The organism is Pseudoalteromonas sp. P1-7a, assembly GCF_001401855.1.
GTDB lineage: Bacteria > Pseudomonadota > Gammaproteobacteria > Enterobacterales > Alteromonadaceae > Pseudoalteromonas.
In genome coordinates this window covers 44,046-64,428 of the sequence record NZ_LKDU01000015.1, presented here as the reverse complement: position 1 = coordinate 64,428, position 20,383 = coordinate 44,046, and the positions used below count along the sequence as shown (strand labels likewise).

Sequence of the window (20,383 nt, the reverse complement as noted above, 5' to 3'; positions counted from 1 at the left end):
CAGTATGAGCGAAAATGTATATCAATTTATAGACGTGCAGCGTGTTGATCCACGCAAAAAACCAATCTCGTCGCGTAAAAAATCTTTCGTGGAAATTTACGAACCCTTTTCTGAGAATCAGGTAAATTCACAAGCTGACCGTTGTTTAGATTGTGGTAACCCTTACTGTGAATGGAAATGCCCAGTGCATAACTACATTCCTCAGTGGTTAAAATTAATTAGAACTGGCCGTATTTTAGAAGCGGCTGAGCTTTCTCATCGTACAAATAGCTTGCCTGAAGTGTGTGGACGCGTATGTCCACAAGATAGGCTGTGTGAAGGTTCATGTACGCTTGATGAAGAGTTTGGCGCAGTAACAATAGGTAATATTGAAAAATACATTACCGATACCGCATTTAAAATGGGCTGGAAGCCAGACATGTCATACGTGACATGGACGGATAAAAAAGTGGCGATTATTGGTGCGGGTCCGGCTGGGTTAGGGTGCGCAGATATTTTAGTGCGTAACGGTGTAAAACCAGTGGTTTTTGACCGTCACCCAGAAATTGGTGGATTACTGACTTTTGGTATCCCTTCTTTTAAACTTGAAAAAGAAGTAATGCAAAAGCGCCGTGAAATTTTCACCGAAATGGGTGTTGAATTTAAGCTAAACGTTGAAGTGGGTGTAGATATCACTATGGACGAAATTTTAGCTGACTACGACGCGGTATTTTTAGGTGTAGGTACATATCAGAGTATGCGCGCTGGTCTTGAAAACGAAGACGCGCCAGGCGTACACGATGCACTCCCATTTTTAATTGGTAACACAAATCGCGTTATGGGTTACGATGAGAAAAATCAAGCGTGCATTGATATGGCCAATCAAAAGGTTGTGGTACTTGGCGGTGGTGATACCGCGATGGACTGTGTGCGAACTTCTATTCGCCAAAATGCAGCTAAAGTAACGTGTGCTTATCGTCGTGATGAAGAAAATATGCCAGGCTCTAAACGTGAAGTTAAAAACGCTAAAGAAGAAGGTGTAAACTTTACTTTTAATGTACAGCCAACGGGCATTGTACTTGATGATAATGGCCATGTTGCCGGCGTTAAAATGGTTAAAACTCAACTTGGTGAGCCTGATGAAAACGGCCGTAGCCGAGCAGAAGTAGTACCAGGCTCAGAGCACGTACTTGAGGCAGACCAAGTTATTATGGCGTTTGGCTTTAAACCACACAAACTGGACTGGTTAGAAAAGTATGACGTAGAAATTAACCACTGGGGCGGCATTAACGCACCAGAGCAAGGTGAATTTACTCATCAAACAACTAATCCAAAAATATTTGCAGGTGGCGATATAGTGAGAGGCTCTGATTTAGTTGTAACAGCTATTTTTGAAGGCCGTAACGCTGCTGAAGGTATTATGGATTATTTAGAGGTTTAGTTAGCGCGTTACGTTTTTAAATGTAATAAAGGCAAGTGAACGGGCTTAATGCCGATAAACTAAGGCATATTAAATGATCCATTGACCGAGAGGCTACTGGTTAATATATAAAGGCTTCTGAATTGATTCAGGAGCCTTTTCTTTTGCAACTCACTACCGCAATTGCCCTGCCAATGGACATGCATTAAACAAAGAATGACTAGGGCAACCCAGTGATTTCCTTTGTCCTGTGTTTACTAAGCAATGTTCAGGACCTGTAGGTGCAGCAACGATAAGACATAAAAGATTACCTGCCGAGATGGCATTGTGAACCGTCATTTGTATGTCACTTTATCGCGAAGACCCACGCAGGAGTATTGTCAGTAAATTAAGTTTAGCATTGCCCAGTAAAACAAGAGCGAGCTTATCCAAGGTGTGTGCTACCTAAACCCAGTAAGTACCCCAATAAAAACGCCAGTCAGCTCTTAACTGATAGGCTCGCTTCTTTAAGTGAAAAAGTATTAAAAAATTGCCATTAACCAATAATTAACGAGTAAATCTTGCTTAAAGTGCTATTTCAGTACAAACTTGCAGCTAACTTCTTTTTTGAATCCTCGGATAATGAGTTTTTAAAGCTCACTTGCAATTAAAAATAATAATATGAATGCATACTCAGACAACAGAGAAAGAAAGCTAATTGTACGCTTTTTTTCGACTATCGGATTTATAGCTACCTTCGCTATGGCGTGTAATGCATTGTCTAATACAGATGTAATACTTGGTACTATGCTGTTAGTTTCTGCGGGGTTTTATGCGTGGGCTTTTAGCCTTTACCGTGCAGTCGAAAAATCAGCGACGACCATTTTATATAATCTTTACTGTTTAATGCTCTATTTAGTGATCACGGGCGGAGCTGAAGGAACCGGCCCCATTTGGATATTTATTGTATCACCGGTGACTTATTCAATCAGAGGCCTTAAAAAGGGAACTGTTGATATCATAGCTTTTTTATTTGCAGTGATTGCTGGGTTTATCATCACAGATAGTTTTAATATTTACGATTACCAACCTGAAGCACTGCCGCTGAGGGTAGTTATCTCCTTTATTATAGTGGCCTTATTAAGCGGTTTTTACGAGCGCTCACGCGAAAAATACAATGAAAAAATAGTTGCGCTGAGTATTAAAAATGAACGCCTCGCCACAATAGATCATTTAACTGATTTACCAAATAGACGTTTTATGATGAAAGAGCTGGCGCAGCTTAAACATCTTCGTAAAAAAACTAAACAGCCTTATGTAATTTTGTTAGCTGATGTTGATAATTTCAAAAAAATTAATGACAACTACGGCCACGACTTTGGTGATGAAGCGTTAACTCAACTTGCCAATATTTTAAAAAAGAGTTTGCCAAAGCAAGCTATAGCTTCGCGTTGGGGCGGTGAAGAGTTTTTAATTGCATTACCAAATAGCGACAAAGAGCAGGGGCAGAGTATTGCAGAAAAAATTCATTCAGAATTACAAAAAAAACCAGTGCGTATGAATGGAAACTCGGTAGTATTAACTATAAGTATAGGGCTTGCGCAAAGCCAGTTAACTACAACTATAGCCCAAGACATAAAACTGGCCGACGAGCGTTTATACAAAGCAAAAGAGCAAGGTAAAAATAGAACGTGCTCTTAGCAGCAGCTATGTTAGTCAGTCCATAGAAAAGCTATCAAGGCTTGGGCGGCTTTTACTTTTTCGCCGCTGCACACTTAAATAACATATTGCACTGCACAGTATTTGTGATAGTAAAAGTAACCATTGATGATTAGTCACAATGTTGCCAATAATAAACCACTGCCATACACTCACAGTTACTTGATAAACCAATATAATTTTTAAAAAGCTAAAAAGTTTTAGTTTAAATTCTGCGTGCTTAAATTTACTAAACCCTATAAGCAAAAAGCTCAAAACTACAAGTAGCCACCCAGTAACATGGCAAAAATTTATCAGCATGTTTTGCATTTAAAACGTCTCTCCACTTTTGTAGCAAAAGTATAACTTAGGCGTGTGCCATAATAAGCTCTTTAGCATTTGCCTTAGCGGTTTTACTTATATTGTCGCCACCAAGCAAGCGCGCAATTTCGTTAATGCGTCCGTCTTTATTTAGGCTGAGCATTTGGGTAAAAGTCTCACCTTGTGCAATTTCTTTTGCTACAAAAAACTGCTGGTGCGCACTGCTTGCAACCTGCGGTAGATGAGTTACACAAATAACCTGTGTTGATTTTCCTAGTTGGCGTAGTAATTTCCCTACAGAGGAAGCGGTAGGGCCTGATATTCCAACGTCAACTTCGTCAAAAATAAGCGTTGGCGTTGTCACTTTTTGCGCAATAATCACCTGTATAGCTAAGCTTATACGCGACAACTCACCACCCGAAGCTACTTTAGCTAAAGGCTGCAATGGCTGCCCAGGATTAGTAGAGACCAAAAACGAAACACTATCAAAACCTAGCGCGTTGGGTTGGCGTTCAACTTCTTGGTTAAGCTGAATTTCAAAGACCCCATTTTCCATCGACAGGTTAGCCATGCTGTCACTAATTAGTTGGTTTAAGGTATTAGCATATTTTTGACGGCTTTCGCTTAATTGTTCGCCGGCCTTTTGGTATGCACTGAGCGCATTACTTATTTCATCGTCTAATTGTGCCAAACGTGAGCTATTGTTGCTAATTGACTCCAGCTCTTGTGTTAAACCTTGATGAAACTCAACCAGCTCTTGTGGCTTTATGTGATGCTTGCGGGCTAAGTCCATTGCGCCACTTAAGCGGGTTTCCACCTCTGTTAATCGGGTGGGGTCTAGGTCGGCTTGCTCTGCATAGTTTCTTACTTCTCTGCTTGCTTCTTCTACTTGAACTGCGGCTTCATCTAATAATGCAGCCACACCAGCTAAACTTTCATCATAATTTGCAAGCTCGGCAAATTGCTGTGCGCTGTGTTGAAGCATAGAGCAGGCATTTTGTTCATCACTTTCGTATAGGTGCTGCAGTTCGCGCTGACACGCTTCTAAAATAGTTTGGCTATTACTTAGTTTGTAGTGTTCGGCTTCTATTTTTTCAAACTCGCCGTCTTGTAAGGCAAATTCGTCTAATTCGGCAACTTGGTATTCGAGTAATTGTTTTTGCGCAGCTTGCTGTAGCTGCTGTTGCTCAAGCTGTTTAAATTCTTTTTGTAGGTTTGCATAGAGCTTATAGCTTTGACTAACCGCTTTTACAAGCTGGTTATGGCCTGCATAGGCGTCAAGCAGCTGCAGCTGGTGTTCAGCTTTTAAAAGGTGCTGATGAGCATGTTGCCCGTGAATAGAAATTAAGTATTGTCCCAGCTCTTTAAGTTGAGCGGCTGTAACAGCGCTGCCATTGATATAACTTTTACTTCGACCATTTTTACATACAACACGTCTAAGTAGGCACTCGTTGTCGTTACTGGTGAGCATGTGTTGTTCTAAAAATGCTTTGGCAAGAGGGAGAGCAGTTAAATCAAATTGTGCACACACTTCGGCTTTATCTGTACCTGGGCGAACAGCCGACGCTTCAGCGCGTTCGCCAAGGCACAGTGAAAGAGCATCAATGGCAATAGATTTACCCGCGCCGGTTTCACCCGTGATCGCCGTCATGCCGTTATGCCACTCAGTGCTTAAATTACTTACAATTGCAAAATTTTTAATTTCTAAACCAATTAACATACTGTTCATCCATCCAGTGAATTAACTGTTAATTTATACAGTGTTTAGGTTTTTTGCAAATTAATTTTTTACTTTTTAAGCAACACTGGCATTTTGAGAAAGCTGTTCATCAGTATTCGCACTTTCATCAGAAGGGCCTTCTTCAGTATTTTCAAGGGTTTCGCTTGGATTTACAGGTGTATCAGTTTTAATTTGTAGAATTAATGAAGGTAAAATTTCTTGATAAAACGCTTTATTAAAAAGTATACCTTGCTGCGGTAACTCACTCACAAAGTACTGTATATTGTCTTGCAGAGCTTGTGTATTTTCACTTTGCACTGCTTTTTGAAACTCAATCGAAAGCGTACTTACTAAACTGTCGCTAATATCTTCTAAATGCTGTAGGTTTTCCTCTGTATGAGGTTGAACCACAAAAAAGTTACTCACAATTGCCTGAATTTGCGCTACATATTTAGGTCTTATTATTTTGGCTTCTAATAAATTGTTAAGCTTAGTTTTAAGACGAGTGTTAACGTGGGCAACACGTTCGTTAAATTGTTTTTTTTTGATTTCTAGGGCTTTTTTTCTATTGTTTTCAACCCTAATGTAAGCGCCAAGCAAAGTGATAAGTAATAACAAAGCAAAGATAACAACATAAGTCATTGCTAGATATTCCTAGTTTGATTAATTTTTATTTGTTTTGTATTTTGCGCTAAAGCACTACACATGGCAATAAAATTAGTATAAACGGCTGCCCCAATTAAGTTTAGTACGTAAAACGTTGTAGTAAGAGTAGTTTTTTGGGTGAATTAAGCGCAGTTTTCTATCTGCTTTTTTAATTACGACTTCATCGCCAGGTAAAACGGCAAGCACGACATGGCTGTCGCAACTGACTTGTAAACTGTCGGTGTTATCAAGGCTTAACTTTAAACGTACCTCATTATCTGCATCAACAACTAATGGCCTGCTCGATAATGTATGCGGAAACATAGGTACGAGTGAAATAGCATTAAGCTCAGGCGTTAAAATAGGGCCTCCACCCGATAAAGAATAAGCTGTAGAGCCTGTGGGGGTTGATACAATTAAACCATCAGAGCGTTGAGAAAACACAAAGTCATTATTGATAAAAGCCTCAAACTCAATCATGTGGGCTACTTTATCGGCATGCAGCACCGCTTCGTTGACGGCTGAATTGGCGCTTTTAAGTTCATTATGACGGTATACTTCTACTTCGAGTAAAAAACGTTTCTCTTCTAAATAGTCGCCACTTAATACTTGCTCAAGGCTGCCTTCAAAGCCTTCGGGGTTTAAATCGGTTAAAAAGCCCAAATTACCCCTGTTAACCCCAATTACAGCGACATCAAAGCGTGCCAACACACGTGCAGCACCAAGCATATTGCCATCACCCCCTACAACAATAGCAAGGTCAGCTTGTTCGCCTAAGCTGACAAGGTCAACTTGATGCGTATCAGGCACATCAGATAATTGCCCGCCGGTGCGTTTTTCTACAATCACTGTAAAGCCAAGAGCCGATAAAAAAGTATGTAAACGTTGTAACGTAGCCGCAGCTTTAGGGTGGTTTGGCTTACCTATAAGGCCAATAATTTTAAACGGTGAGTGCATAATGGCAGCAATAATAGTAATAATATTTTTGTAGAGTAACTCAAAACACAAATGTTTGAAAACATAGATTTAGCTATATGATAATGATTCAATTAAGGCTTTATATTACAAAGCCGCTAAGTAATAGTTATTAGCTTAATATATTAAATTCCACTTTAACTTTGGTATTTACTGTTTAAAAATAGTGCTTGCGGCGTTTTATTGGAATACCTGCAATAGCATATTCACTTAAAGCGTGCTTTAGGCTTGAATTTGTTTTAACTGCCCCGATATATCTTTCATGCAACAAGATGTAGATAACATGAATATAAACCCACGAGATCAACAAATTTTTTCAGCAGTGATGAGCCTTTATTGTAATGGTGAAGGATTGCCCGTTCCATCAACAAAAATAGCGAAGCAAAAAGGTATGGCGGTATGCTCTGCCACTGTACGAAATGCTATGGCGCGACTTGAAAAAGTAGGCTTGTTATATTCCCCTCATACATCAGCAGGGCGTGTGCCAACAAACCAAGGGTTTGATTATTGGTTTGATGAGTTTTTTCCGTTAGCTGATATTGCAAATTATTGGCAGCCAGAGCAAACACAGTTAGTTGAGCTTGCGCATGGGCTGAGCCAAAAGTATCAAGTATGTTGCTGCGTTGGCCTACCTCAGGCAAGTTCACAACAAGTATTTAGAGTAGAAGTGCTTGAGTTTGATTCTAACAATTGGTTGGTATTACTCATAGACAGGGCAGGGCAAAGCCACAATATTTGCATCAACAAACCTGATGACTCATCAGATGCAGTGCGCTACCAATTTGCTACTTGGTTAAACACGGTTTTCAGCCAACAAACTTTAATGGAGGGTTTGTACCGCATGCAAGCTATGGCAAACACCGCACCGCGTAACTGCCATGACTCACTTACACAGTGGACACGCCAACTTAGTCAAAAGTTAGGGTCTGATAACAGCATTGTCGTCGGCGAAAACTATTTATATAAAAAAATCGACTGCGAACAAAGCTTAAATATTGGCGTTTCATTTTTAAATTTTGTCGAAGATAAACTCGCATTTAAAAATGGTGTATCAGTATTAAACACTGAAAACTTACCGTTTACTGACTGCAATGAGCTGATTGTAATTAGTGTTCCGTATTTTCAGGAACAAGAATATCAAAGCCGTTTTTGCGTAATTTGTCCTAAATCGGCGCAAATTGAACAATTAATCCAAGAATTTAAATTATTAGAGCCATCTAACTCTTGAATCTTTTTATTCAATCCCCATAATTACCGCAGTTGTAAAGAATTGGAGCACGTATTTTATGTCTGAGCAGACACAAAAACCAGAGCAAGAAGTAGAACTAAACGAAGAAGTAGCTCAAATGGAAGCTGATGTTGAAGCTGCAGTGGAAGCCGCAGAGCAGCATGAGGCAGACCAAGAGCAAAGCCCTGAAGCTGAAATTGCAATGTTATATGCAGAGCTTGAAGCTGCAAAACAAACAATTGCAGATCAAAAAGACAGTGTTGTACGCGCCGCCGCAGATGTAGATAATATTCGTCGTCGTGCCGCACAAGACGTAGAAAAAGCACATAAATTTGCACTGGAAAAGTTTGCTAACGAATTACTACCGGTAATCGATAACCTAGAGCGCGCTATTGAGTTTTCTGATAAAGAAAACGAAACCTTAAAGCCAGTGCTTGAAGGTATTGATATGACAGTTAAAAGCTTCAACGATGCGGTTGCAAAGTTTGGCGTTGAAATTGTTAATCCACAAGGTGAGCAGTTTAATCCAGAATTCCATCAGGCTATGTCTATCCAGCCGAGTAACGATGTATCACCAAATACAGTACTTGCAGTAATGCAAAAAGGCTATACTTTAAATGGCCGTTTATTGCGCCCAGCAATGGTTATGGTATCTAAAGAAGCTGACGCTTAATTAGTTACTGCTTGTTATAAAAAATGCCTCATGATGAGGCATTTTTTTTGTCTATTTTATAGTGGATTAATTGCACAAGTATAGTCAGTAGCACAGCGCTAAACATTAAGCTCGAAAACGGCACAGCACTTTTAGCATGCATAACTGCCAGAAGAGGACCTACAAGTGCGCCACTGCCAAAGCGCAGCGTACCGATGACAGCTGTAGCGGTGCCGGTGTTTTTTTCAAACTTCATTAATATCAACGAATCAGCATTACTCGCTGTTACCCCTAAGCTCATCATTAATGGCGCAATAGCCGCTACAATATAATATAAAGAAAGGTGTAATAAACTAAACGTAAGCAGTGCCAGTCCTGAGCAAAAACCACATACAAGTCCAATGTAGAGCATTTTACGAGAGCCGATTTTTGGCACTATTCTGGTATTTAAAAAGTTACCAAACATTAGAGCCATGACATTAAAGGCAAATAAAATCCCGAATAATTGCTCGGAGACATCATATAAATCAAGGTATACAAAAGGCACTGAGGTTAAAAAACAAAAAAAGCCAAACGAGACAAACATCGAGCTTAAAATATCTGCACGGGCATTTTTGTTACTCAGCACAGTTTTATAACTATCAAAAAACAAGGCTAGGCCTTTTTTTTCATTTTTATGAATGGGGATATCTATTAAATATATTTGAACAAGCGCTAATATTAAAAAGCTATATCCAGCAAGCACTAAGAATATAGTTGACCATACCGAAAACCCTAAAATAAATGACCCAACAGAGGGGGCAACTAAGGGGGCTACCATCATAATCATAGAAACATACGACATGCCTTTAGCGGTGTTTTTTTGATAAATATGCCTAATTACGCCAGGCACAACCACCGTGGCGGCCGCCCCGGTGAATGCTTGCACGGCTCTAAGTACCCAAAAGGTCTGTATTTCGGTGGTAAAGGCCAGCGCAAATGAGCTTGCACCAAATAAGGTTAAGCCAATACGGGCTAGTTTTCGCCGTCCGAGTTGATCGGCAACAGGGCCAAAAAATAGCATACCTAACGAGTAGCCAGCCAAATAAATACTTAGCGAAATTTGTACATTTGGCATACTGGTTTGTAAATCGTTCGCTATAACCAACATGGCCGGTAAATACATATCAATAGCTAATGGCGTTATAGCCACAATACTGGCTAACAAAGGTAACAATATTCGGGTATTAAAAGACGAGGCCGAGGCGTCCATGTAATCACTCAACATTCACTAAAAACAGGGCCTACAGTGTAACAGGGCAAAGCAAGGGTATAAACTGAGTTTGACTAGTAAGTTAATTTATTTACATACAATAAAAAGCGAAGCAATAAAGGAGCAAAGATTCTAAACTGGCACTGTGTTTGCTATTCTACAGCTAATAAAAAATAAAGACTTGAAGGAAACACTATGAAAAAACTAGCCCTTGCCTTACTCGCAACTGCAGTTTTAGCAGGCTGTAAAACATCGCCTACGGGGCGTACGCAAATAGCACTGTATTCAGACCAACAAATGAGTGAAATGGGCTCGGCCAGTTTTGCTCAAATGAAAGAATCACAGCCAATTAATAAAGATGCTAAAACCAATGCGTATGTAAATTGTATTGCTGATAAGGTCGTGGCTGTTTTACCACAAGAATATGCTTCTCAAAACTGGGAAGTTGTTGTATTTGAAGATGAGTCGGCCAATGCTTTTGCACTACCTGGGGGCTATATTGGTGTACATACGGGCTTATTAAAAATAGCCACCAATCAAGATCAGCTTGCAACAGTACTCGGGCACGAAGTAGGCCACGTTATAGCAGAGCATTCAAATGAACGTGTATCACAAAGCTCAATATTAGATACAGGTATGCAGTTAGGCAGCGCTGCACTTGAGATGGGTAACGTGCAATACCGTAACGAAATTATGCAAGGTCTTGGACTCGGCGCACAGTATGGCGTAGTTTTACCGTTTAGCCGCTCGCACGAATCAGAGGCCGATACCATTGGCTTAGATTTAATGGCGCAGGCGGGCTTTAACCCACAAGAGTCGGTAACGCTTTGGCAAAATATGAGCGCAGCAGGCAGTGGTAGCACACCAGAGTTTTTATCTACTCACCCTGCACCGAGTAATCGTATTAAAAACTTACAATCACAAATGAGCGAAGCGCTTAGCGAGCAAAATAAGGCTAAATCGCAGGGTAAAAACCCGCAATGTACGCTGTAAATTAGTTTTTATATAAAAAGCCCCTGTAAGCAGTTTACTTACAGGGGCTTTATTTTATTAAGTATCAAGTTATTACTCATACCAATTCGCATAAATAAGTGATCTATTTTGGGGATGGATAAACATGTTGATAGCAAGGCAAAAAATTCGCTATTTAGTTGTTCTAAATGAGAATTTTTTAACGCAGATAGCGACACGTTTAGCCCCGCAAAATGATTAGATATTATTGCGGATTGGTATTACTTAGTGCTTGTTTAAACACTGCTTTAAAGCGCTCAAAATCTTCTACTTGTGGTAAGTGCCCTAAATTATCAAGTTCAAACAATTGTGCATTAGGAATAAGCGCAGCAGCGTGCTTTCCTAATTTGTCGTAACGCCCCAGCTCGTAATCAATTCCGTCTTTTTTCCAGTTTCGGCCAGGCCCCGTTCTGTCGCGTGTGCCAATAATTAATTTAACTGGCACGGATAGGTCTTTAAATTCAGTGATCACAGGTTGGGTAAAAATCATATCGTAGGTTTTAGCGTTAACCCAAGCAATTTGCTCTTTATCTGGGCCTTGTATCTGTCCTGTTATAAAGTCAGTAAGGGCAGAGTAGGTGGCATTCCACTTTCCATCGTAATAGTTTTTTTGTTGGTACTTTTTAACGCCCTCGGGGGTTTTGTTAAGCTCATTTTTATAAAAGAAGTTGGTGTCTTTGTATTTTACATAGTGTAGATAGTTTTCAAGCCCTATGGGGTTAAGTAAAATCAGTTTAGAGGTTGTATCTGGGTACATTAATGCAAAGCGGCTCGCTAGCATCCCGCCCATAGAGTGACCAACAACAATCGACTTCTGTAAATTTAGCGAGTCCATTAATGCGCGTGTATGATGAGCTAGCGCCGCAAACGAATATTGATAGTTAGTCGGCTTAGAGGATTTACCAAAGCCAATTTGGTCAGGGATCAACACGCCAAAGCCAAGCGATTGTAAGTAACGTGCTGTGGGGCTCCAGTAGTCGGCATTAAAGTTTTTACCGTGCATTAGCGTAACGGTAGGCATATTTTTTTTAGTTGGCTTTAAATGAATATATGCCATTTTTAGGGAATGTTTTTGTGACTCAATATTATAGTAATTTACTTTAAAGTCGTACTGGTAATTAGTTAAAAGGGCATCATAAGCGAGGGAGTGAGAGTGTTCTGTACTACTGGCAAACGTATTATTCGTTAATGCTAACAATGTAGAAAAACATATAACTTTAAATGGCGACATTTTGTTACTCCTTTAAAAGAAGAGCCATAAGCTCAAAAGAAGTAAGACAATAACCAAGTATTACAGGCTGTTCAATTAAATAGTGTTCAAGGCATAAAAAAACGGAGCGCTTTAAAGGACTCCGTTAATGTATTTTAAACCTAAAGAGACTACTTAAAATGTCCACTCAACATGTATTTGTGGAACTGACTCAGTGACCTCGGTCCCTAGCTTGTTGTGCCAATATTGTAATTCCATACCCAGTAACAGCGTGTTTTCTTTCATTTCTAGGGCGTGGCCCATATCCCACACTAAAATAGGCTGTGCAAGTATCCATGCTTCTACGTCGTTACCAAATTCATCTTCGCGCTCTGCGATGTATTCAGCGTGTCCTTTAAAGCTTAATTTTTGCGAGCCTAGGGTAAACGGGTATTCAAAGGCAACATCAAACATCCAGCTATTAGTTTCAATAGGAGCGCCGCCTTTTGCTACGCCTTCACTGTCGTCAATATAGGCAGTCACAAGTGTTTGAAAAAAGTTGAACCCGGGCACATCCCAGCTTAATTTAACACCCGGCAAGTACTTCATCATTTTAGCATCGCCAGCTACGTTAATACCGCCAGTAAGGCCTACATCTAGTAGTGCACCTGCGCCAATTTTTTCACCGCTGATAGCCGATAAGCTTAGCGTTGAATACCATTCGCCGTAAAAGTCACTATCTTGGTAGCCGTCGGTTGTATCGTCTTTGCTGTAATCAATAAAGAAAAAGTTATCACCGTAATCATAGCCCGATGCATGCTGCAGCGAGTAAACAGTCGTATCTGATTCTTGTTTGGTAAATGGGTTTTTTTGATCGCCATTATTAACATGTAATGCGGTACTGCTCCAGTTAGCGGCAAGGGCAGAAGGTGATAAAGCGATTGACGTAAGGGTAACGAGGGGGAGTAATTTTTTAAATTTCATAATCTGTATTTAACTATAATTTTAGTGACACGCGAAAGCGCGCATTATAGCACAAGGTCTTGATTTGTAGATTATTATTTTAACATATGTTGCAGCTTACTTATTAAGCTGCAACATCGGGTTTTGCACAAAGTTTAGGCTTTATTACGACGTAAACAAATAACGGCAATGGCAGTAAAAGCTAAAATAAAGCAGTAGTAAGATGAGGTTGATACTTCCCACGGGCTAATTTTAAACGTAGCACCTAACAGTAATGCTTGCGCACCATAGGGCAGTGAGCCTTGCGTAACACATGCAAAAATATCGAGCAAGCTTGCAGAGCGTTTACCAGTTATTTCACCATCATCAGCAAGCTTTTTAGCAATAGGACCTGCAACTATAATTGACACCGTGTTATTGGCTATACACACGTTACTGGTTAATACCAAGGCTGCTATACCAAGCTGATCAGCTACTTTGCGGTGCCACTTGGCAATCACTTTTGTAATGGCTTGAATTTTTTGTGCCAGAAAATCAAGGCCGCCGTTAATACGAATAAATTCAGATAAGCCACCAATGAACATAGAAAGTAAAAATATTTCCTGCATATCGGTAAAGCCTTTGTAAATATCTTTTACAAAGCTTGCACCTTCATAGCTGCCGGTAAAGCCCATTAGCGCAGCAAATACAATACCGCTAAATAGCACCACAAAGACGTTCATACCGGCTACAGCCAATACTAAAATAAAGGCATAGGGCAGCACTAATAATAAATCAAAATCTTTTGTTTCTACTGCTTGTGGCGCAGGGGTTAAATAAAGCAGCAAAGCAATGGTTAATACTGCCGCAGGAACCGCTATTTTTAAGTTTTCTTTAAACTTGTCTTTCATTTCACAGCTCTGCGTACGTGTTGCAGCAATGGTTGTGTCTGAAATAATAGAAAGGTTATCACCAAACATTGCGCCCGATACTATCGTACCGGCCATTAGCGCAGGGTCGATACCAGTTTTAACCGATACCGCATAAGCAATTGGCCCGATAGCGCCAATGGTACCCATAGATGTACCCATTGCGGTAGAGACAACCGCTGCAATTAAAAATAGACCAGGCAATAACAGCGACGGGGGTATAAGTGACAAGCCAGCATTTACCACTGCATCTACACCACCGGTTGCACTTGCAACGGCCGAAAATGCACCGGCAAGTAAATAAATTAAACACATGGTAATAATGTTATTGTGTCCTGCACCTTTAATAAAGGTTTCAACACATTGGTTTACAGTGCCTTTGTTTAAAATAAAGGCAAGCATAATAGCGGGTAAAATTGCAACCGGGGCAGGGAGCTGATAAAAAGCGTAATCGACCCCTTGAGATTGTAAATATAAACCTGAGCCTAAAAAAAGGGCTACAAAAGTAAGAAGGGGAAGCAAAGACAATATTGCTTTGTTTTTATTAAATGTTGGCTGCATTAGTATTCCTCATAACCAGTTAGTATAACCACAGCCAAAACTCCTCTTTTAGCTGAATTTAGTAGATCACGCTTTAGTAAAAAGGTGATGACCACAGCGCCCGCAAGCCAAAGACCAAATCGACGCGAAAGAGAAGTTTAAATGTATAGATGGCTAAAGTAAACTGGTATTGTTATTATTATTTAATTAAAGGCTTACCTGACTATTGCACGACTTTTAGATAATATCTACCGGTGTGCGATTATATGCGACTAATAATTGTTCAATGCAAGTGTAGGTCGGCAAATTAGTCAAGATACGCAACAACAGATCCAACTAAATCAAATTAAGGCAATAACAATGAATCGAATCGGTGTTTTTGGTGCTAACGGCAGAATGGGCTTAGCCTTATTAGAAGCCGCGACAATTAAAGAGCAAACACAACTTGGTGGTGCGTATGTTCGCAGCAGCTCATCGTTATTGGGTATTAATGTAAATCAAGTAAACAGTGCAGCCGACAAAACCATTTGTTTTAGCGACGAGAATAAGGTTGTTGATGTTGATGTACTTATCGACTTTACGTTACCAGCAGGTATGCGCAATCACTTAAAAACAGCGCTCGATAAAAAACTGCCTATGGTTATAGGCACCACAGGTTTAACAAGCGAAGACATGGCATTATTAGAAAATGCTGCTAAACATATTCCTATTGTGTTTGCGCGTAACTACAGCGTTGGCGTTAATGTGCTACTCAACCTAGTGCAAACGGCGGCCACTAAATTTGGTGATGACTTAGATATAGAAGTTTTTGAAGCGCATCATCGTCATAAAATAGATGCACCATCGGGCACGGCATTGGCCATTGGTGAATCTATTGCACAGGCTAAAGGGTGGGATCACGATGAAGTAGCAGTATACGACCGCAGCCAAGTAGAAACCGCAAAATCGCAAAATGAAATTGGCTATTCGGTCTTAAGAGGCGGTGACATAGTAGGTGAACACACCGCCTATTTCGCAACTATGGGCGAAAGGCTTGAATTAACCCACAAAGCAAGCTCGCGAATGACCTTTGCGTTAGGTGCTATAAGGGCTGCGCAGTGGTTACAAAACAAACCGGCAGGACTTTATGATATGCAAGATGTGCTAGATCTGAAGTAGTTTAGTTACTTTTTTAGCTGTTTGGGTCTATTTTTGTCTAAAGCGACTTATTTTTAGTGTTTATCTAAATAACGTTAGACCTAAATAGCATCTTCATGTAGAATGCAGCCAATTTGCCAAAAATTACTAAATGCGTGTTTCCAATTATACCCAAGTGGCTAGTAAAACCAGGGGTTTCAGTGGGAATGAAAAGAGTTTTAGGCAAGAAAAATGATTGAAGGTTTAGCGTTTTATATCGGCATCATTTAAGACTGCGTAAAACAATTTAAGCTCACAAAAAAATCTGGTTTTGACGATCCCTCTGGGTATTGGCGGGGTGTTAAGCATTTGCTTACTCCCGTTTTTTACTGTTAGGAGGTTTAACTTGACTAAATCCGCTCTGTTAGTCCTAGAAGACGGCACAGTGTTTCGCGGTACTGCAATCGGCGCTGACGGCATGTCAGTCGGTGAAGTAGTATTCAATACGTCTATGACTGGTTATCAAGAAATTTTGACTGATCCATCATACGCGGAACAAATCGTAACTTTGACGTACCCACATATCGGCAATACGGGTACCAACAGCGAAGACGAAGAAGCGAATCAAATTTGGGCGAAAGGCCTTGTGATCCGTGATTTGCCACTGCTAGCAAGTAACTTTCGTAACGAGCAATCGTTAGATGATTACTTAAAACAACGTAATATTTTAGGTATTGCGGACATCGACACCAGAAAGCTTACCCGTATTTTGCGCGACAAAGGTGCACAAAACGGCTGTATTATTGCCGGTGACGAGTTAGACGAAAGCAAAGCGTTACAAGCCGCGCAAACCTTCCCAGGTTTAAAAGGTATGGATTTAGCAAAAGTTGTCTCAACCAAGGAAAATTTTGAGTGGCGCGAATCAAGCTGGACATTAGGCCAAGGATTTAAAACCCTTAGCAGCGATGATGAAAAGTTTCATGTAGTAGCCTACGACTTCGGTGTTAAACGTAATATTTTACGTATGCTAGTTGATCGCGGTTGTAAATTAACCGTTGTACCAGCGCAAACCTCAGCCGCCGAGGTACTTGCTTTAAACCCAGATGGTATCTTCTTATCTAATGGCCCTGGCGATCCAGAACCCTGTACTTACGCTATTGATGCAATTAAAACCTTTTTAGAAACCGACACACCAATCTTTGGTATTTGTTTAGGGCATCAATTATTAGCACTGGCCTCAGGTGCTAAAACAGTAAAAATGAAATTTGGCCACCACGGTGGTAACCACCCAGTAAAAGACTTAGACCGCGATGTAGTAATGATCACCGCACAAAACCACGGTTTTGCTGCCGATGAAGACACACTACCAAGTAACTTACGTGCCACGCACAAATCGTTATTTGATGGAACACTACAAGGTATTCATCGTACTGATAAGCCAGCGTTTAGCTTCCAAGGTCACCCAGAAGCAAGCCCAGGCCCGCACGATGCAGCCCCATTATTTGACCACTTCATCGACCTGATGCAAGCGCGTAATAACTAATTCAACTGGAGTAATAATGCCAAAACGTACCGATTTAAAAAGCATTCTTATCTTAGGCGCAGGCCCAATTGTAATTGGTCAAGCTTGTGAATTTGATTACTCTGGTGCTCAAGCGTGTAAAGCACTTAGAGAAGAAGGCTTTAGAGTTATATTAGTTAACTCAAACCCAGCGACTATCATGACCGACCCTGAAATGGCCGATGCAACGTACATCGAACCTATTCATTGGGAAGTCGTAGAAAAAATTATTGAAAAAGAAAAGCCAGATGCAGTCCTACCAACGATGGGTGGTCAAACGGCACTAAACTGTGCACTTGATTTAGATAAGCACGGCGTACTGGCTAAACACGGCGTTGAGCTAATAGGCGCAACTGCTGATGCAATCGACAAAGCAGAGAACCGTGAACGCTTTGACGTAGCCATGAGAAATATTGGCCTTGAATGCCCGCGTGCAGAAATTGCTCACTCTATGGATGAAGCACACGACACGCTAACACGAATTGGTTTTCCGTGTATTATTCGTCCTTCTTTCACTATGGGTGGCACCGGGGGCGGTGTGGCTTACAACATGGAAGAATTTAACGAAATCTGTGAGCGCGGCTTAGATTTATCACCAACAAGTGAGTTGCTGATTGATGAATCACTGATTGGCTGGAAAGAATATGAAATGGAAGTTGTTCGTGACAAAAAAGACAACTGTATCATTGTATGTTCTATCGAAAACTTTGACCCGATGGGTGTACACACAGGTGACTCAATCACCGTGGCACCAGCACAAACCTTAACCGACAAAGAATACCAATTAATGCGTAATGCCTCTATGGCAGTACTGCGTGAAATTGGTGTAGAAACCGGTGGTTCAAACGTACAGTTTGGTGTAAACCCAGTTGACGGGCGTATGGTTATCATTGAGATGAATCCACGTGTATCTCGCTCATCTGCTCTTGCATCAAAAGCAACGGGTTTTCCTATTGCAAAAATCGCTGCTAAATTAGCGATTGGCTACACGTTAGATGAACTTCAAAACGACATTACAGGTGGCAAAACACCCGCGTCATTTGAGCCTTCAATCGACTACGTAGTAACAAAAATTCCTCGCTTTAACTTTGAAAAATTTGCCGGCGCGAACGACCGCTTAACAACGCAAATGAAATCAGTGGGCGAAGTAATGGCGATTGGTCGTAACCAGCAAGAATCGTTACACAAAGCATTACGCGGTCTTGAAGTTGGCGCAACGGGCTTTAACCCAATAGTGGCACTTGATGATCCGAAAGCCCGCGAAAAAATTATTCGCGAACTACGCGAGCCAGGCGCTGAGCGTATTTGGTACATTGCCGATGCAATGCGCCACGGTATGAGCGTAGAAGAAGTTTTTGAACTAACCAAAGTTGACCCTTGGTACTTAGTACAAATAGAAGACATTTTAAAAGACGAAGCAAAGATTGCTGAAGGTGGCATGGCCGGCTTAAATGCAGAGTTTTTACGTAAACTTAAACGTAAAGGTTTCGCCGACCCACGTATAGCTGAAATTGCGGGTGTATCTGAAGCCGAAATTCGTAAAAAGCGTCATCAATTAAACATCGTCCCTGTGTACAAGCGTGTTGATACGTGTGCTGCCGAATTTAGCTCAGATACCGCTTACATGTACTCATCGTACGATGAAGAGTGTGAAGCTAACCCGTCAGATAAAGACAAAATCATGGTAATTGGTGGCGGTCCTAACCGTATCGGCCAAGGTATTGAGTTTGACTATTGTTGTGTACACGCAGCCCTTGCGCTACGTGAAGACGGCTATGAAACCATCATGGTTAACTGTAACCCTGAAACGGTTTCTACCGATTACGATACCTCTGACCGTTTATTCTTTGAGCCAATTACACTTGAAGACGTGTTAGAGATTGTACGTGTTGAAAAACCAAAAGGTGTGATTGTTCAGTACGGTGGCCAAACACCACTTAAACTAGCACGTGAACTGGAAGCGAATGGTGTGCCAGTAATTGGTACTTCACCCGATGCGATTGACCGCGCAGAAGACCGTGAGCGTTTCCAACAGTTAGTAGAGCGTCTTGATTTACTACAACCAGAAAACGCAACGGTTACATCAACGGAAGAAGCATTACTTAAATCAGTTGAAATTGGCTTCCCATTGGTTGTACGTCCATCGTACGTACTGGGTGGCCGTGCAATGGAAATTGTATACGATGAGCAAGACTTACGTCGATACATGACCGAAGCAGTACAAGCGTCAAATGAAGCGCCAGTACTACTTGATCACTTTTTAGATAACGCGATTGAAGTGGACGTGGATGCAATTTGTGACGGCGAGCAAGTCATTATCGGCGGTATAATGGAGCACATTGAGCAAGCGGGTGTTCACTCTGGTGACTCAGCATGTTCATTACCTGCACACTCTTTATCACAAGAAGTGCAGGATGTTATGCGCAAACAAGTAACCGATATGGCACTTGAGCTTGGCGTAGTGGGCTTAATGAATACACAATTTGCTGTAAAAGATGGCAAAGTGTACTTAATTGAAGTGAATCCACGTGCGGCGCGTACTGTACCGTTTGTATCAAAAGCGACCGGTATTGCACTTGCAAAAGTAGCAGCGCGTTGTATGGCGGGTCAGTCGTTAGCCAGCCAAGGTATTACAAAAGAGGTGATTCCACCTTACTACAGCGTTAAAGAAGTGGTTTTACCATTTGCTAAGTTCCAAGGTGTGGATCCTATCCGCGGCCCAGAGATGCGCTCTACAGGTGAAGTAATGGGTGTTGGCGATACTTTCGCCGAAGCGTTCGCAAAAGCACAATTAGGTGCAAGCAACACTTTACCACGCGGTGGTCGCGCGTTACTATCTGTACGTAACAGCGATAAGTCTCGTGTTGTAGAACTTGCTAAAACCATGATAGACCTAGGTTTTGAAATTGATGCAACAGGTGGCACAGCAGAGGCTTTAAAAGAGGCTGGTATTGAAGTACGCCGTGTAAACAAAGTATATGAAGGCCGCCCGCATATTCTTGATAACATCAAGAATAAAGAGTACAGCTATATCGTAAATACCACCGAAGGTCGCCAAGCGATCGAAGATTCGAAGGTGTTGCGTCGTGGTGCATTGCAAAACAAAACCAACTACACGACAACCTTGAACGCGGCATTTGCTAACTGTACTGCTAACCAAGCGGACGACCGTAGTAAAGTGACGTCAGTTCAAGAGCTACACCAGCGATTGAACTAAGGAAATGTA

General features: G+C 41.1%; 15 protein-coding genes. 8 read left to right on the top strand and 7 right to left on the bottom strand.

What is annotated here, in order from left to right; all coding sequences use genetic code 11:
- Positions 1-4: 4 nt before the first annotated feature.
- Entirely contained in the window at positions 5-1,420 is a 1,416-nt protein-coding gene (locus AN389_RS11130; protein WP_055015228.1) for an FAD-dependent oxidoreductase, read from the top strand.
- A 639-nt stretch (positions 1,421-2,059) separates the two neighbouring features.
- On the top strand, positions 2,060-3,079 hold the full coding sequence (locus tag AN389_RS11125) for a GGDEF domain-containing protein (RefSeq protein WP_235575965.1): 1,020 nt from the start codon (positions 2,060-2,062) through the stop codon (positions 3,077-3,079).
- A 364-nt stretch (positions 3,080-3,443) separates the two neighbouring features.
- Here the strand turns inward: AN389_RS11125 and recN are convergent, their stop codons facing one another.
- The 3 genes from recN to nadK all read right to left on the bottom strand — a co-directional run bounded on the left by recN (position 3,444) and on the right by nadK (position 6,719).
- On the bottom strand, positions 3,444-5,117 hold the full coding sequence (gene recN / locus AN389_RS11115) for a DNA repair protein RecN (protein ID WP_055015225.1): 1,674 nt from the start codon (positions 5,115-5,117) through the stop codon (positions 3,444-3,446).
- A 75-nt stretch (positions 5,118-5,192) separates the two neighbouring features.
- A complete protein-coding gene (locus AN389_RS11110; RefSeq protein WP_055018516.1) occupies positions 5,193-5,759 on the bottom strand; it encodes a hypothetical protein in 567 nt (188 codons plus the stop codon).
- A gap of 75 nt (positions 5,760-5,834) precedes the next feature.
- A complete protein-coding gene (gene nadK / locus AN389_RS11105; RefSeq protein WP_055015249.1) occupies positions 5,835-6,719 on the bottom strand; it encodes an NAD(+) kinase in 885 nt (294 codons plus the stop codon).
- A 280-nt stretch (positions 6,720-6,999) separates the two neighbouring features.
- Between nadK and AN389_RS11100 the strand changes: the two genes are divergently transcribed.
- Entirely contained in the window at positions 7,000-7,965 is a 966-nt protein-coding gene (locus tag AN389_RS11100; RefSeq protein WP_055015223.1) for an HrcA family transcriptional regulator, read from the top strand.
- Between the two features lie 58 nt (positions 7,966-8,023).
- Positions 8,024-8,638, top strand: a complete 615-nt coding sequence (gene grpE, locus AN389_RS11095; RefSeq protein ID WP_055015222.1) for a nucleotide exchange factor GrpE — start codon at positions 8,024-8,026, stop codon at positions 8,636-8,638.
- A 28-nt stretch (positions 8,639-8,666) separates the two neighbouring features.
- Here grpE and AN389_RS11090 read toward each other — a convergent pair whose 3' ends face one another.
- Positions 8,667-9,869, bottom strand: coding sequence for a Bcr/CflA family multidrug efflux MFS transporter (locus AN389_RS11090; protein ID WP_055018517.1), 1,203 nt, complete (start codon positions 9,867-9,869; stop codon positions 8,667-8,669).
- Positions 9,870-10,064: 195 nt separating this feature from the next.
- On the opposite strand from AN389_RS11090, the gene AN389_RS11085 reads away from it, so the two are divergent.
- On the top strand, positions 10,065-10,862 hold the full coding sequence (locus tag AN389_RS11085; RefSeq protein WP_055018518.1) for a M48 family metallopeptidase: 798 nt from the start codon (positions 10,065-10,067) through the stop codon (positions 10,860-10,862).
- Between the two features lie 223 nt (positions 10,863-11,085).
- On the opposite strand, the gene AN389_RS11080 is transcribed toward AN389_RS11085, so the two are convergent.
- The 3 genes from AN389_RS11080 to AN389_RS11070 form a co-directional block, all read right to left on the bottom strand.
- Positions 11,086-12,111, bottom strand: coding sequence for an alpha/beta fold hydrolase (locus AN389_RS11080; RefSeq protein WP_055019805.1), 1,026 nt, complete (start codon positions 12,109-12,111; stop codon positions 11,086-11,088).
- 153 nt (positions 12,112-12,264) lie between these two features.
- Positions 12,265-13,053: a hypothetical protein gene (locus AN389_RS11075; RefSeq protein WP_055019804.1), complete on the bottom strand. Its 789-nt coding sequence runs from the start codon at positions 13,051-13,053 to the stop codon at positions 12,265-12,267.
- A gap of 134 nt (positions 13,054-13,187) precedes the next feature.
- Positions 13,188-14,501 (bottom strand): Na+/H+ antiporter NhaC family protein, encoded by a 1,314-nt coding sequence (locus AN389_RS11070; protein WP_055015217.1) that lies wholly within the window; start codon positions 14,499-14,501, stop codon positions 13,188-13,190.
- A gap of 339 nt (positions 14,502-14,840) precedes the next feature.
- Between AN389_RS11070 and dapB the strand changes: the two genes are divergently transcribed.
- From dapB to carB, 3 genes are all read left to right on the top strand, one after another.
- Entirely contained in the window at positions 14,841-15,638 is a 798-nt protein-coding gene (dapB, locus tag AN389_RS11065) for a 4-hydroxy-tetrahydrodipicolinate reductase (protein ID WP_055015216.1), read from the top strand.
- A gap of 364 nt (positions 15,639-16,002) precedes the next feature.
- On the top strand, positions 16,003-17,139 hold the full coding sequence (carA, locus tag AN389_RS11060) for a glutamine-hydrolyzing carbamoyl-phosphate synthase small subunit (RefSeq protein WP_055018521.1): 1,137 nt from the start codon (positions 16,003-16,005) through the stop codon (positions 17,137-17,139).
- A 16-nt stretch (positions 17,140-17,155) separates the two neighbouring features.
- Positions 17,156-20,374, top strand: coding sequence for a carbamoyl-phosphate synthase large subunit (gene carB / locus AN389_RS11055; protein WP_055015214.1), 3,219 nt, complete (start codon positions 17,156-17,158; stop codon positions 20,372-20,374).
- The last annotated feature ends 9 nt before the right edge of the window (positions 20,375-20,383 follow it).